The following is a 14,336-nucleotide window of genomic DNA, read 5'->3' as shown; positions in this document are numbered from 1 at the left end:
TCAGCGGCTCCTTCTGGAATCATTGGCGCGCGGATCGAGCAGCGGGTAGAGCACGTCGACCAGCAGGTTCGACACCATGACCAGGAAGGATCCGATCAGAGTGATCGCGAGAATGACGGGATAATCGGAATTGGTGAGCGCCTGCACGGTCAACCGGCCGAGGCCCGGCAGACCGAAGACGAGCTCGACGAAGATGGCGCCGTTGACAATGGTGATCATGATGAGGCCGAGCTGCGTGACCACAGGTGTCAGCACCGGGCGCAGGATATGCTTCAGTGCCACCACGATTTCCGGCACGCCCTTGGCGCGCGCCGTGCGGACGAAATCTTCGGACAGCACTTCGATGACGGCCGCGCGCGTCTGGCGAACGATCAGCGCGATCGGCTGGAAGGAGAGCACGATGAGCGGCAGAATGATGCGCACGTCGAAGACGCCGCCCCAGCCATAGGGCACCTTGATCATCGGCATCAGGACGATCAGCGCCACCATCAGGAGCGGGCCTGCGACATAAGCGGGGATTGCCCAAAGGAAAAGCGCCGTGCCGAGGATCGTGTAGTCGACGCGGTTGTTTTGGTTCATAGCGGCGATCATCCCGAGCGGGATCGCGACGACCGTCGTCAGGATGATGGAACAGAGCGCAAGCTGGAAAGAGACGGGAGCAGCAGCCGAAACCATCGCCCAGACAGAGCGGCCGGATGTCAGCGAATTGCCGAACTGCCCGTGCAGGAGGTTCCAGATGTAAAGACCGAACTGCTCGATGAAGGGCTTGTTGAGACCTGCACTTTCGCGGATCGCCTCGATACGCTGCGGGTTGTAAGCGACGTCACCGGGCGCGCGAAGGAAGATCAGCTTGATCGGATCGCCGGCACCATAGAAGGCCATCGCGTAGACGGCCATCATCACGACTAGGACGGACGGAATCCAGATGGCAAACCGCGTAAGCACATAGCGTAACAAGGCCACCTCCCATTCTTGCCCGGCGCGTTCCCGCGGGAGGCCGCAGCCGCCGGTACTTCTTGAAACGTAGCGCGAAGACCTTTCGGCCTTCGCGCCGCTGCTTTTCCGCATCATGCGGCCCTGCTATCGGCTTCAGCCGATGGAAACATCCCAGGGAGCCACGACCTGCCAGTCAAGGTTCTTTTCCATTGCCTTGACGTCCTTGGTTGCCCAGCGCGACATCGCCTGAGAGTACCACGGAAGGAAAGCCCAGTCGTCGCGGAAGGCCTTCTGGGCTTCCTGCGCCAGCTTCACGCGATCCGGATCGTCCGCAGCCTTGGTTGCAGCTTCTGCAAGCAGGCTGTCCACCTTGTCGTTCTTGTATCCGCCGAGCTTGTTTTGGGCGTTGGACGAGGTGGAGGCGATCGAGCCGGCGAGATAGGAGACCGCGTCGGGAACGCGTGTGCCGACGTCATCGCGGAAGATCTGCACCGAGTTCTGGTCCGGACCCGCATAGGCGTCCTGCTGCGGCTTCATATCGACGGCGGTGATGCCAAGGTTCTGGCGCCACTGCTCGGCGATGAACTGGGCAGCCGCCTGGATCGCCGGTCCGGAAATGCCGACGAACAGCAGCTTTGGAAGACGCTCCGGACCGCCATAGCTTGATTCAGCGAGCAGCTTCTTGGCTGCTGCGGGATCATACGGATAGGGTTCGAAGCCGGAATTATCCGCACCCGGAACCGAGTTCAAGATCTGGTCGGCCTTCTTATGCGGGCCATCCGGATAGGACGCCTTGAACAGGCCGTCGCGATCGACCGCCATGATCAGCGCCTGGCGAACCTTGGGGTCATCCATCGGTGCGCGCGATGTGTTGAACCAGAAATGCTGGCTGGTCGGAATGAGCGGACCGGCAGAAAATTCCGGGCCGAGATCCTGGATGATCGTCGAGGTGACGAGTTCTGTGTGAGCATTATATTCGCCGGACTGGATCAGCGAGGTCGCGGTGACATTGTCTTCGATCGAGCTGATCTCGATGCGGGCAAGCTTCGGCTTCGGTCCGAAGAATTTCTCGTTCGGCTCGAAGGTCAGGGTCCCGGCATCGATATCAAGGGCCGTCAGCTTGAAAGGACCGGAGTAGACGGCGCTACTGTCAGGCTTGTACCAATCGGCCACTTCCTCGCCATCGCTGCCGCGCGACTGGGCGGCCTTGGTGATTGGGACAATGTGGTTGGCAAGGCGCATGAAGAAGATCGCATCGGCTTGCGTCAGTGTGCAGACAACCGTCGATTCATCAGGCGTTGTTACGCCGGTCAGCTCGTTGGCGGAGCCGGCAGAGATTTCCTTGTAGCCCTGCACCTTGCTCAGCACCTGGTCGACGCGCTGGTTCTTGGTATTGGGCATGGAAGCAACTTCCCAGGAGCCCTTGATATCGGCCGCGGTGATCTTGCTGCCATCGGAGAAGACTGCCTTCGGGTCGATCTTGAACGTCCAGACCTTCTTGTCTGGCGAGTCCCAGCTCGTGAAGACGTAGGGCTGGATCTTACCCTCGGCGTCGAAATACATCGGCGATGCCCACCAGAAGGAATTCCAGCGGAAGGTTCTGCCGCCACCGCGCAGCGGCGACCAGTCCTGATCGAAGGCGGGATTGATGGCCTTCAGGACCTGTCCGTCCTGCGCCATGACGATGCGCGCGCTCGCACCGAAGAGCGAGAAGCCGACACCGGCCGCAAGCCCGAGCTTCAGCGCCTCACGACGGGAAATCTGCGAAAAGTTCTCAATTGTCATTTGCTCCTCCCTGGCAAATAGCGCGCCTTTCGAAAGACCTCCCCGAAGCTGCGCGATATGACGTTGACATTTGCGCGATAATGTAAATCTGTCAATGAAAAAGAACGAGCGAAAGGTAAAAATCAAGAATACCGATTATTTAATAATAAAAATCAATAGCTTGAAAATAGCCATGTGAAGTTTTCAAATTTGTAAGATTGACAACTGCGCCGCGTTGGGATGAATACGACTGCCCAGGAACGTGCCGGGAAGGCCCGGTCTGACGAGGAGGATACCTTGAGCAATCACAAGATTACAGGCGTCTTTAGCGCCGCCACTACCCCTCTCAACACCGATGGCAGTCCGGATCTCGGCCTCTTTACCGAACATTGCCAGCGGTTGGTCGAAGAAGGCTGCCACGGTGTGGCACTGCTTGGAACGACGGGCGAAGCCAACTCCTTCTCTTCCGACGAACGCCGCATGATCCTCGAAGCGGCACTGAAGGCTGGCATTCCAGCCGACAAGCTGCTGCCGGGCACCGGCGTCGTCGCCATTCCCGAGACGGTCGAACTGACGAAGCATGCGCTTTCGCTCGGCATTACCAAGGTGGTCATGCTGCCGCCCTTCTACTACAAGGGCGTCTCGGACGAGGGCCTCTTCACGGCCTATGCGCAGATCCTGGAAAAGATCGGCGATACCGGGCTGCAGGTGATCCTTTATCACATCCCGCAGGTCTCAGGCGTTCCGCTCTCCGTTCCGCTAATCAGCCGCCTGGTCGAAGCCTTCCCGGAAACGGTCGTCGGCATTAAGGAATCTGCAGGGGATTTCAACAACATGCAGGCGATCATCTCAGCCTGCCCTGGTTTCTCGGTACTCTGTGGTGCCGACCCGCTGTTGCTGCCGCTCCTGAAGGCCGGCGGCGCCGGCTGCATTACCGCGACCTCGAACCTCGTCGCAAATTCGCTGCGTACGGTTTACGACCATGTTCACGACGAGGCCAGGAGCGCGGAGGTCGAGACTGCGCAGGCGCGCATCAACGCCTTCCGCACCCTGTCGAACTCCTATGTCCAGATCCCGACGATCAAGGCCATGGTCGGCCTGAAGACCGGCAACGCCGGTTGGCGACGCACGCGCCCGCCGCTGGTCCCGCTCAATGATGCCGAATACGCGGCACTCGCTGAAGGCTACGCCAAGCTGCCGTAAAGGAGGAATGCGATGCAAACGACAGGTTTGAAGCCCGAGGAAGTGCCGGCGTTGATGGATGGTATGCTCAGGGCAAATGACGCCCAGATTGGCCGCTTTGATGCCTATCTGCCCTCACCCTGCATCCAGAACCATGCCGCCAATCTCGCTTTTCTGGCCGATGGCACGCTGACCTGTGTCTGGTTTGGCGGCACGATGGAAGGCATGGGCGACATCTCGATTTACATGTCGCGACTGGCGCCCGGCGCGGATCGCTGGTCCGAACCGGAGAAAATGTCTGATGATCCGGCAAAATCCGAGCAGAATCCCCTGATTTTTAATGCGCCAGACGGTCGGGTCTGGCTGCTTTACACCTCACAGACATCTGGCGACCAGGACGGCGCGGTTGTCAAATGCCGGATCTCTGAAGATGGCGGCAAGAATTTTGCTCCGCCCACCATTCTCTGCGACCTTCCCGGCACCTTCGTGCGCCAGCAGATTGTCGTTAATGGCAAAGGCGACTGGCTACTTCCCATCTTCCGCTGCATCAGCCTGCCCGGTCAGCGCTGGAGCGGCGATGCCGACACCGCAGGCGTTCTGATCTCCCGCGATGCCGGAAAGAGTTGGCAGATGAAGGAGATAGAAGGCAGTCTGGGCGCCGTGCACATGAATATCGTACTGCTCGAGGGCGACAGGATGATCGCCTTCTTCCGCGATCGTTATTCGGAGAATATTCGCGCCTCGCTGTCATTAGACCAAGGCGAGACCTGGAGCGCGCCGGAGCCGACCAATCTGCCCAACAATAATTCCTCGATCCAGGCCGTAGGGCTGACGGACCGGAGAATCGCGATAGTTTACAACCACAGCAATGCTGCGTCCTCCGACGCGCGACGCCACTCGCTCTATGACGAAATCGAAAGCGACAAGGAGCCTGTCGCGGAGATTTCGAGAATGTCGGCCAGAAAGGCCATCTGGGGTGTTCCGCGCGCGCCGCTCAGCCTTGCAATCTCTGCCGATGCAGGTGGCTATTTCGAACGCAAGTTCGATCTCGATACCGGCGACGGTTACTGCCTGAGCAACAATTCGAGGGACATGCTCAATCGCGAGTTTTCCTACCCCTCCATCACGCAGGGGGCGGATGGCGCGCTTCATGTGGCCTACACCTACTACCGACGCGCCATCAAATATGTACGCATTCCATTAGAATCAATTACTTAGAAGCCATCGTAGCAGCCGATAACGTATGGCCAGGCCGAATGTTTGAAACAATTCGGCCTGCTTATGCGTGAGGCGATTTTTACAAATGCACGACAACAGTTGACAAGCTGAGTTATTTGGATAGGACACCGGTCGGAATACCAGATATTGTCAAATATATCAGTACTTTACGCAAATTTATAAGTTCGCGATGCCCACTGTTCTCGCCAAAAACTCATCAATGGACGATAAAAATCCGCATTCATTATTGCTAAAAACTGTGCTACAGGATAACAAATTTACATTATAGACGGGTAAGCCCGTCGCGCAGCGGGAGGGCCGCCTATGGTCAGTTTGGATTCACCTATTACCGTTGTCAGGCCACACCTGATCGAGTTCGGTGTCGGAACTGCGGGGAAGTTGGGCGCCTGGGCGGCCGGCAAGGGTTATTCCCGAACGCTGGTTATCTCGGATGCTTTCAATGCCGCACGCATCGATGTGTTGCAGCTGAAGGGTGAAGTTTCGGTCTTCTCCGATGTAACGCCCGAACCGGATATTGCCAATCTCGACAAAGTGCTGGCCTCGGCAGAAGCTACACAGGCTGAGCTTATCGTCGGCTTCGGCGGTGGTAGTGCCATGGATCTTGCCAAGCTCGCTGCCGTGCTTGCCGGCTCGCAGCAGACGCTTCGCGAGGTTGTCGGCCCGAACAAAGTGCAAAGGGCGCGCAAGGCAGCGCTAGCTCAAGTGCCGACCACATCGGGCACGGGCAGCGAGGCCGGCATCCGCGCGCTCGTCACCGATCCCGAGACCAAAGCTAAACTCGCAGTCGAGAGCCTTCACATGCTCGCCGATATCGCCGTCATCGACCCGTCACTAACCTTCTCCGTTCCTGCCCGAACCACTGCAGCAACCGGCGTCGATGCCATGGCGCATTGCGTCGAGGCCTTCACCAATCGCAAAGCGCATCCAATGATCGACATGTATGCGATCGAGGGAACGCGGCTTGTCGGCAAGTATCTTGCAAGAGCCGTCCGCGACGGTTCGGATGCTGAAGCCCGTGCCGGGCTTTCGCTGGCCTCGCTCTACGGCGGCTTCTGCCTTGGTCCGGTCAATACCGCCGGCGGCCATGCCCTGGCCTATCCGCTCGGCACACGCTGGCATATCGCCCATGGCGCAGCCAATGCGCTGATCTTCCCGCATGTTCTCGCCTTCAACACGCCGGCCGTGCCGGAAAAGACAAAGGCAATCATGGAAGCGCTTGGTTACGACACATCCGATACCGTCAAATCGGTCTTCGATGCGGCCTATGCCTTCTGCGCCGAACTCGGCATCGAAATGACGCTCTCCGGCCTCGGTGTGCCGGAGAACGATCTCGACGCCATGGCCGACGATGCTTTCGCGATCCGCAGGCTGCTCGATAACAATCCGCGCGACTTGACGCGCACTGACATACGCTCGATCTACGAAGCAGCCTATTGAGGCAGGGCTTTCAAGAGGAATTTTACTGATGGACAGAAATGCAAAAGTCGCAGTGACCCTCGGCGACCCCGCCGGCGTAGGCCCTGAAGTGATTGTCAAGGCACTGGCTGCACTGCCGGCCGCCGAACGGCGCGATTTCGTCATCGTTGGCAATGCCGAAGCATTGGAACGCGCTGCGCGCGCCACTGACGTCAGCCTAAGATTCGGCCCCTCCGCCTCCGAAGACGGAAATACCATCGCCGTCGATGAGGTGCCGCTTGGCGCCCCCCTCCCCGAAATCGGCAAGGTCAGCCCTGTCGCCGGCGACGCATCCGTTCGCTACATCGCCCGCGCCGTCGACCTTGCAATGTCGAAGGAGGCCGACGTCATTGTGACGGCACCGATCAACAAGGAAGCCATGAACCTCGCCGGCCACCATTTCGACGGCCATACCGGCCTGCTGGCGCACCTGACCGGTTCCAAGAGCTCCTTCATGCTGCTTGCCTCCGAGCGACTGAATACCATTCACGTCTCCACCCACGTCTCGCTGAAGGGTGCGATCGAGCGGGCGAAGACCGAACGCGTGCTGGCAACGATCGAAGCCGGCCACAATCACTTCATGCGCCTCGGCAGGAAGGCTCGCATCGCCGTTGCCGGTCTCAACCCGCACTGCGGCGAAAACGGCCTTTTCGGAACCGAAGACACGGAATTTCTTGCACCGGCGGTCGAACTTGCACAGGCCAAGGGTATCGACGTGGTCGGCCCGATTTCCGCCGACACGGTCTTTGCGCGCGCTTATAACGGCGCTTTCGATCTGGTGATAGCGCAATATCACGACCAGGGTCACATCCCGATCAAGCTCGTCGCTTTTGAGACCGCCGTGAACGTCTCACTCGGCCTGCCGATCGACCGCGTCTCGGTCGACCACGGCACCGCCTTCGACATCGCCGGAACCGGCCGCGCCAATCACGTCAACATGCTGTCAGCCATCGCCTATGCGCGGCTGATGGCGAGATCGCCACGTCGGGCCGCAGCGCCCGCCGCTTGAGCAACGAAAGCCCAATTCAGTCCCTGGCCGGCAAGAGCCGCTTGAGGGCGGGCTTTTCCGTCAAAGGTCAGGCGCTATTTCAGCTTACGCACGGGACTGCAGCCGTTGCCCTCGACAGGCCAGGATACAGATTTCTATCGCGACCAGCGTGCTATGATCTGGTCTGTATTTGCCAGCACCTTGCGGACGGCGTTACGCGCCATGTTCGGTCGTTGCAAACGGACGCTTTTTTCAATATTTTCATGAAGTTTCATGACATATTGCAAGTCGTCTTCCTCTCGCGTGACATAGGCGAAAAGGTGGTTCAGCGCCGATTCGATCAATACGCCGAGCGGCACCAGCAGATCATTTCCCGAGGCCCGCAGGATCGCGATGTGAAATCGCGCATCGGCTTCTGTCCGCTGCTGGAGTGATGTCGCCTGATCCATATCTCGTAGCGCCTGACTGATCGCCTCCATTTGCGCCTCGCTTCGGCGCTCCGCAGCAAGGGCAGTCGCTTCCGGCTCGATCATGTGCCTGAGTTCTTGCACCGCCCGTAAAAACGATTCACGATCGGGAGATGCAACATACCAGCCCAATACATCCCGATCCAGCAGGTTCCAGCGCTCCTTGGGTTCGACCCAACTGCCGATTTTCGGGCGGGAGGAAAGCAGGCCCTTTGCCATCAACATCTTGATCGCTTCACGCACCGCCGACCGGCTGACGTCAAAGACTTGTGACCATTTTGCTTCGTTTGGCAGGATCGTACCGGGCGGATAGTCACCGCGCACGATCCTGAGACCAATCTCGCCTGCCAAAGACAGATGAACACTCGCTCCGGTCATGCGGGCGGCATTTGGGCGCCTTGTGGTGGCTGAGCGGTCAGCCGTCGCCACCTCGACCAGTGTCGTCGGCTTTCCCGATTTCTTGTCAGGCATTTATTTCTACTGCCTCAGCATTCTTTCGACTGCCTGCACGGACTATCAAAAACAATCGTAATAACGAGGAAGTCGCCTGCGATTGGATCCGGCACAAAGCGCGGAATTCAGGGCGCGTCAAGCCCTGCAGATCTTTCGATCCGTTACGTGAAGACAGTCGGCGCACTCTGACCTGGTGCGCCGAGCCGTAAGCCTACTTTTGAATGCAGGTATCGACCGTGTCCTTCGTGCACTCATCGAGCCCGGTGAAGACCGGATCTTCAACTGCTTTTCCCGCAATGAGATCCATCATCACCGAAGGTGCCTTGTAACCCATCTCGAACGGCCGTTGGCCGACGAGCGCAGTCACCAGACCTTCCCTCGCGATAGCAACCTCGTCGCCGATCGTATCGGCGGCACCGATGACGAAATCGTTGCTGGCAATCTTGTCTGCCATCGGCTTGAACAGGTCACGATAGGGTTGCGGCGCGCCGAATAATGGCCAGCCACCCATAATGCCGAACGCGTCGAGCTTGGGATTGGCCGCAAGGATATCCGTCATTGCCTGGACGCCCTTGGCACCATCATCATTGGTAAAGACCGGGCAGCCGGCGACTTCTGTCCAACCACCCTCGCCTTTCAGCGCGGTAAGGCCTTTCTGGCCAGTGAGCGTGTCACGCATACCCTGCGCGCGACGCAGAATATTATCTGCTCCCGGATTGCCTTCGATCGTGCAGATGCTGCCGCCTTTCGGCTTGGCCTTCTTGATGTATTCGCCGATGCGTGCGCCCATCAGATAGTTGTCGGTGCCGAGATAGGTCTTACGCAAGGCCGCGTCCTCGGCAGCAAGATCGGCATCGAGCGTCATCACCGGAACACTCGGATTGGCAGTCTTCAGGGTCTGGGCGATGAGCTTGGCATTTGATGGCGAAATCGCGATCGCGGCAGTGTCCGGCTTGCCCAGCATATCCTGAACGATCTGCGCTTCGCCGGCTTCATCGGATGTCGATGCCGGACCGGTGTAGAAGCACTCGTATTCCGCTGTCGGGTTCTCCTTGTTCCACTTCTGGCAACCTTGATTGATCGCTTCGAAGAACGGATTGTCGAGGCCCTTGACGACGATGACGAGTTGCTTTTTGGCCAGGGCCTGCCCGGCGGTCAATGCTAAAACTGCGGCTGTCAGTAATAATGCCTTCCTCATAGTTTCCTCCCTTGAAACAGACGGACACTGCGTGCCCGCCACACGAAATCAACCCGGATACCACACGATACGAGGTTCCTCCTTCGAACGCTCGTATTGCCACGCCGAGTCGATAAGCATTTCGAGATCGTAGTTTGGCCGCCAATTGAGCAGGTATTTCGCCTTGCTGTTGTCCATCCAGTTGGAATGGAAGCGGCTTGGTATCTCGACCGAGGCGAGATTTCGCGTACGCGACAGGTAGGCGGCGACTTCACCATAGTCGACAGGTCGATCCATGCAGATATTGAAGAGTTGCCTCTCCGCCCGCGGGTTATCGATCGCTGCCAATATTGCCGATACCAGGTCGTCGACATGCACGAAATTGCGTTTGAGCGGGCGGCTGTCAGCATCGAGCAGCAGCGGCACCGTGCCCATGGCCGCATAGCGTCGCGCCGCTTCTTCCGGGACGAGCGTCTTCCAGTCCGGGCCACCAAAGACGTCATCCCCAAAGGACAGCGAATACTTGAAATCGTCCTTTTCCATGATCCAGGGCGCGCGCAGGCAACAGCCGTTAAGGCCGTACTGAATGCCAAACTGCTCCAGCATGACCTCTTCGAGGACCTTGGAGAGCGCGTAGCTTCCGGGATAGGCGCAATGGGGGGCGTTCTCGGTGATCGGACCGGAATGGCGATAGTGGAAATGCCCAATGCCCGCGTCGCCGCCGATCAGGATGAACTGACGTGCCGTGACGCTTCCGCGGAACTCCTCGAGCAGCCAGAAGAGACCTTTGACCGTAACATCCATGACGTCTTCAGGGGTTTCCTTGCAAGTGGCAAGATGCACGACATGGGTAACGTCGTTGAGTGCTGCCGCCACGACATCGCGATCGGCGATCGAGCCGCGGATGACTTCGACACGATCGGTTGCCTCGCACAAACGATTGTGACAAAGCGCGCGAACACGGGCTTTGGAAAATCTCGGATCGTCAAGCAGCCCAGCAATGAAGCGCTGCCCGACCTTGCCCGTGGCACCGGTAACAAGGATCAGCATGCTCTCTCTCCCAGTAATAGCTAATATTCGCGCGCCACTTCCGTCAATTAATATTTGTCTGACAAAACAGATTTTTGTTACAATAGGTCCAGCATCTCGGACAATGAGTTGACGCTGTCGCGGGGTTTTGCGTAAATGCTCATATTCGCTTTTCCTGGGAGGATATTGGAAAGGCGAGTTCGCCTGAGCCTCGCGTCGAAACAGGCCGGCTCGGAGCGAACGGACAGCGACAAGTTTTGGGAGGCCAGAAGGCTGGTGGCGGTTCTCGAACTCACCAATATTTCCAAACATTTCGGTGCCATCCAGGCCGTCAACGACGTTTCGTTTTCGCTCGAAGCGGGGCAAGTCGTCGGCCTCATGGGCGATAACGGCGCGGGCAAGTCCACGTTGGTCAAGATGATCGCCGGCAACTTTCGACCGAGCCACGGAACCATGCGTCTCGATGGTGCCGAGATCGTCCTGCATCGGCCGAAGGAAGCGCGACTGCATGGCATCGAAATCGTTCATCAGGATCTGGCGCTCTGCAATAATCTTACGGCAGCCGCAAATGTGTTCCTCGGACGAGAATTGCGACGCGGCATATGGCCCATTCGCATTCTCGACTACAAAGCCATGTACAAGCGCGCCGGCGAGATTTTCCGCGAGCTCAAATCGGAGACGCGGCCACGCGATCTCGTCAAGCAAATGTCAGGTGGCCAGCGGCAAGCGGTCGCGATTGGCCGTACGATGCTGTCGGAAGCGAAAATCGTGCTGATGGACGAGCCGACGGCGGCCATTTCCGTGCGCCAGGTCGCCGAGGTTCTCAATCTGATCCGCGAATTGCGTGACCGGGGCATTGTCGTCGTCCTGATCAGCCACCGCATGCCCGACGTGTTTTCGGTCGCAGACCGTGTGATCGTGATGCGGCGCGGTAGAAAAGTAGCCGACAAGCCAATTGCGGCGAGTTCGCCTGAGGAAGTGACCGGGCTCATTACCGGCGCCATCGAACAGGTGTGATCGATGCTGTCTTTTGCCGCAGCGAGAAAGAAGAAGGTCGACGATGGCGATTACACTTGACCAGACGATCGGACAGAAGCAACGGAGCTGGCTTGCGACAATCTTGGGCGGTCAGACATTCTGGGTTCTGATTGCGGTCATTCTCGCCTGCATTTTTCTATCGATGGCGACGGACTCATTTGCAACGGCGAAGAACATCTACAATATCACCCGCAACGTCACGTTCGTCGCAATTATCGCGCTGGGCATGACCCTTGTCATCATCACCGGCGGCATCGACTTGTCCGTTGGCTCCGTGCTTTGCCTGTGCAGCATGGTGCTGGCGGTCGTCATGCACGCGGGATACAGTATTGAAGTCGGCATTGCCGCCTCGATCGGCGTTGCCCTTTTGGTCGGAGCTTTCAACGGCTTATTCATTGCCTATCTCGGCTTCCCGCCTTTCGTTGTCACGCTCGGAATGTTGTCGATTGCGCGCAGCCTAGCGATGGTTGCGTCCAACAACACGGTCGTTTTCCAGTTCGGGCCTGATCACGACAAGCTGCTGGCGCTGGGTGGCGGCGCCTGGCTTTTCGGCATCGCCAATCCAGTGCTCTACATGATCGTATTGGCGCTCCTTACCGGCTTTGTGCTGCGCTGGACCAAGTTCGGCCGCTATGTTTTTGCCATCGGCGGCAATGAACACGCCGCGACACTGACGGGCGTTCCCGTGCAGGTGATCAAGGTTATCGTCTACATGATTTCTGCCCTGTCGGCGGGGGTTGCTGGCATCATCCAAACCGGCTGGCTCGGCGCCGTCACCACGAATATTGGCGCCGGGATGGAGCTTCAGGTCATCGCCGCTGCAGTCATCGGCGGCGCCAACCTGGCCGGCGGCGTCGGCACCGCCTTTGGGGCGCTGATCGGCGCCGCCCTCATCGAGGTTATCCGCAACAGCCTCGGCCTGCTCGGCATCAACGCCTTCTGGCAAGGCAGCTTTATCGGCGGTGCAATTGTACTTGCCGTTCTTTTCGACCGAATTCGCAACTTGCGACGCGATGAATAGGCGAACGCGGTTCCTGATGCCTCCCTCAATCAAGCTGTTGCAGAGCGTGTCCCGTTAAGTGTTTCCAGGCTTGCACCTGCGCCACGATCAGCCGTATTTCGTAATTTGCTAGCCGCACCGACAATCAGCGTCCGGGCAGGGCAAGCCCTGCTGCAAGCACACAAAAGCCCTCCGAGATGAACTGACCCCGTGGAGTTAGTCATGCGGCGTTGCGAAGAGCCAGTTTCTTGTGCTCTCTGAGATCGTTCATATTGATGTAGCGGTTGGCTTCCATCCAGTTCTCGTGGGTTTCGACGGCGAGCGCCCTGACCAGGCGCAGGCAACTGTCGGTGTTGGGAAAGATGCGCACGACATAGGTGCGGCGGCGGATCTCCTCGTTGGGGCGCTCGAGCATGTTGGTGCTCTTGAGGTACTTGTGATGGGTGCGCGGCAGCCGCAAGAAGGTGAGCGTCTGTTCGATGGTTTCCTCGACCCAGCCGGCCAGCCGCGGGTACTTGCCCGACCATTTGCCGAGCCATGCGGCGAGGTCGGTCTTTGCCTCCTCAAGGTCGCGGCAGTCGTAGAGCCATCGCAGTTCCTGCAGGCAATCGTCGCCGTGCTTGCGCGGCAGATGATCGAGCGCATTTCTCAGGAAGTGCACGTCGCAGCGCTGCCAGGCGGCTTCGGGGATGACTTCGCCGATCGCCGCGACAAGGCCGGTATGGTCGTCGGAGACAACGACTTCGACGCCCTTGAGGCCGCGGTGCTTGAGGCTGACGAGGAAGTCCCTCTAGGCCGAGCGGCTCTCGCGATTGCCCATCTCGACAGCGAGGGATCTGCCGCCGGCCGTCCCAGTCGATGCCGACGGCGATCAGCACCGTCTGGCTCCTGACGGCGCCGGCCTCCCTGACCTTCTCGTGGAGGGTGTCGAGGATCAGGTAGGGAAAGGGTTCTTATGCGGGCGGCAGGAAAAGGCCTGCAGGCTTTCGTCGAGGCGCTTGTTGATCGCCGGGATCGACGAGGCCGAGAAGGCATGGCCGCACAGTTCCTCGGTGATCGCCTTCACCTTGCGCGTCGGCACCCCCTACACATACATCTCCGCCAGCGTCGCCACCAGCGCCCGCTCGAAGCGCTGACAGCGTTCGAACAGCTCGCTGGAGAAATGCCCGGAACGATCCTGCGGTACCCGCAGCTCCAGCTTGCCGACCCGCGCCATCAGCGTGCGGTCGTGATGGCCGGAGCGATAGCCGAGCCGCTCCGGCGTCCGCTCGCCTTTTTGTGCCCCAGCGCCTCGTCTATCTCGGCCTCCAGCACCTCCTGCATCACGGCGCGGATCACCTCGCGCAGTCCATCGGGGTTCGCAAGCAGAATGTCTTTGACGGCGGCGGTCTTACCTTCAGTCTTGGTCATGGTGGCGATTCCTCGTGAGGGAATCGGGTGACGTAAACATCACCAGCCTGCCATGACCGCCCCTCTCAGAGAATTTGCAGAACCTTCAGCACACTACCAGGCTTGGTTGCGGGGTCAGGATTTGAACCTGCGGCCTTCAGGTTATGGTGAGCTTTGCGAACGATGAGCTAGTGTCGCTAAGGGAAAGCGAAGTTTTCC

The 14,336-nt window shown here is 58.9% G+C and carries 11 protein-coding genes and 1 pseudogene; 6 read left to right on the top strand and 6 right to left on the bottom strand.

What is annotated here, in order from left to right:
- Together FHT92_RS27985 and FHT92_RS27980 are read right to left on the bottom strand one after the other, a co-directional pair.
- Positions 1-957 (bottom strand): ABC transporter permease, encoded by a 957-nt coding sequence (locus tag FHT92_RS27985; protein ID WP_183831331.1) that lies wholly within the window; start codon positions 955-957, stop codon positions 1-3.
- A gap of 132 nt (positions 958-1,089) precedes the next feature.
- Complete coding sequence (locus FHT92_RS27980) at positions 1,090-2,721, bottom strand: ABC transporter substrate-binding protein (RefSeq protein ID WP_183831329.1); 1,632 nt, start codon at positions 2,719-2,721, stop codon at positions 1,090-1,092.
- Positions 2,722-2,997: 276 nt separating this feature from the next.
- Here FHT92_RS27980 and FHT92_RS27975 point away from each other — a divergent pair, with 276 nt between their 5' ends.
- The 4 genes from FHT92_RS27975 (at position 2,998) to pdxA (ending at position 7,585) form a co-directional block, all read left to right on the top strand.
- Positions 2,998-3,903, top strand: a complete 906-nt coding sequence (locus tag FHT92_RS27975; protein WP_183831327.1) for a dihydrodipicolinate synthase family protein — start codon at positions 2,998-3,000, stop codon at positions 3,901-3,903.
- Positions 3,904-3,915: 12 nt separating this feature from the next.
- Entirely contained in the window at positions 3,916-5,100 is a 1,185-nt protein-coding gene (locus FHT92_RS27970) for a sialidase family protein (RefSeq protein ID WP_183831325.1), read from the top strand.
- A 324-nt stretch (positions 5,101-5,424) separates the two neighbouring features.
- Positions 5,425-6,558, top strand: coding sequence for an iron-containing alcohol dehydrogenase (locus tag FHT92_RS27965; protein ID WP_183741701.1), 1,134 nt, complete (start codon positions 5,425-5,427; stop codon positions 6,556-6,558).
- Positions 6,559-6,586: 28 nt separating this feature from the next.
- Positions 6,587-7,585 (top strand): 4-hydroxythreonine-4-phosphate dehydrogenase PdxA, encoded by a 999-nt coding sequence (gene pdxA / locus FHT92_RS27960; RefSeq protein WP_183831323.1) that lies wholly within the window; start codon positions 6,587-6,589, stop codon positions 7,583-7,585.
- A 134-nt stretch (positions 7,586-7,719) separates the two neighbouring features.
- On the opposite strand, the gene FHT92_RS27955 is transcribed toward pdxA, so the two are convergent.
- From FHT92_RS27955 to FHT92_RS27945, 3 genes are all read right to left on the bottom strand, one after another.
- Entirely contained in the window at positions 7,720-8,502 is a 783-nt protein-coding gene (locus FHT92_RS27955) for a FadR/GntR family transcriptional regulator (RefSeq protein WP_183741705.1), read from the bottom strand.
- 193 nt (positions 8,503-8,695) lie between these two features.
- Positions 8,696-9,682, bottom strand: a complete 987-nt coding sequence (locus tag FHT92_RS27950; protein ID WP_183741707.1) for a substrate-binding domain-containing protein — start codon at positions 9,680-9,682, stop codon at positions 8,696-8,698.
- Positions 9,683-9,730: 48 nt separating this feature from the next.
- Entirely contained in the window at positions 9,731-10,711 is a 981-nt protein-coding gene (locus tag FHT92_RS27945) for an NAD-dependent epimerase/dehydratase family protein (RefSeq protein ID WP_183831321.1), read from the bottom strand.
- Positions 10,712-10,966: 255 nt separating this feature from the next.
- Between FHT92_RS27945 and FHT92_RS27940 the strand changes: the two genes are divergently transcribed.
- On the top strand, positions 10,967-11,707 hold the full coding sequence (locus FHT92_RS27940) for an ATP-binding cassette domain-containing protein (protein ID WP_183831319.1): 741 nt from the start codon (positions 10,967-10,969) through the stop codon (positions 11,705-11,707).
- A 43-nt stretch (positions 11,708-11,750) separates the two neighbouring features.
- Entirely contained in the window at positions 11,751-12,749 is a 999-nt protein-coding gene (locus FHT92_RS27935; protein WP_183741713.1) for an ABC transporter permease, read from the top strand.
- Positions 12,750-12,948: 199 nt separating this feature from the next.
- Here FHT92_RS27935 and FHT92_RS27930 read toward each other — a convergent pair.
- Positions 12,949-14,138: pseudogene (locus tag FHT92_RS27930) on the bottom strand (IS256 family transposase).
- Between the last annotated feature and the right edge of the window lie 198 nt (positions 14,139-14,336).

This window comes from Rhizobium sp. BK377 (genome assembly GCF_014193935.1).
Lineage (GTDB): Bacteria > Pseudomonadota > Alphaproteobacteria > Rhizobiales > Rhizobiaceae > Rhizobium.
Note: the sequence above shows the minus strand (reverse complement) of the source record. Positions and strands in the feature narration are given on the sequence as shown.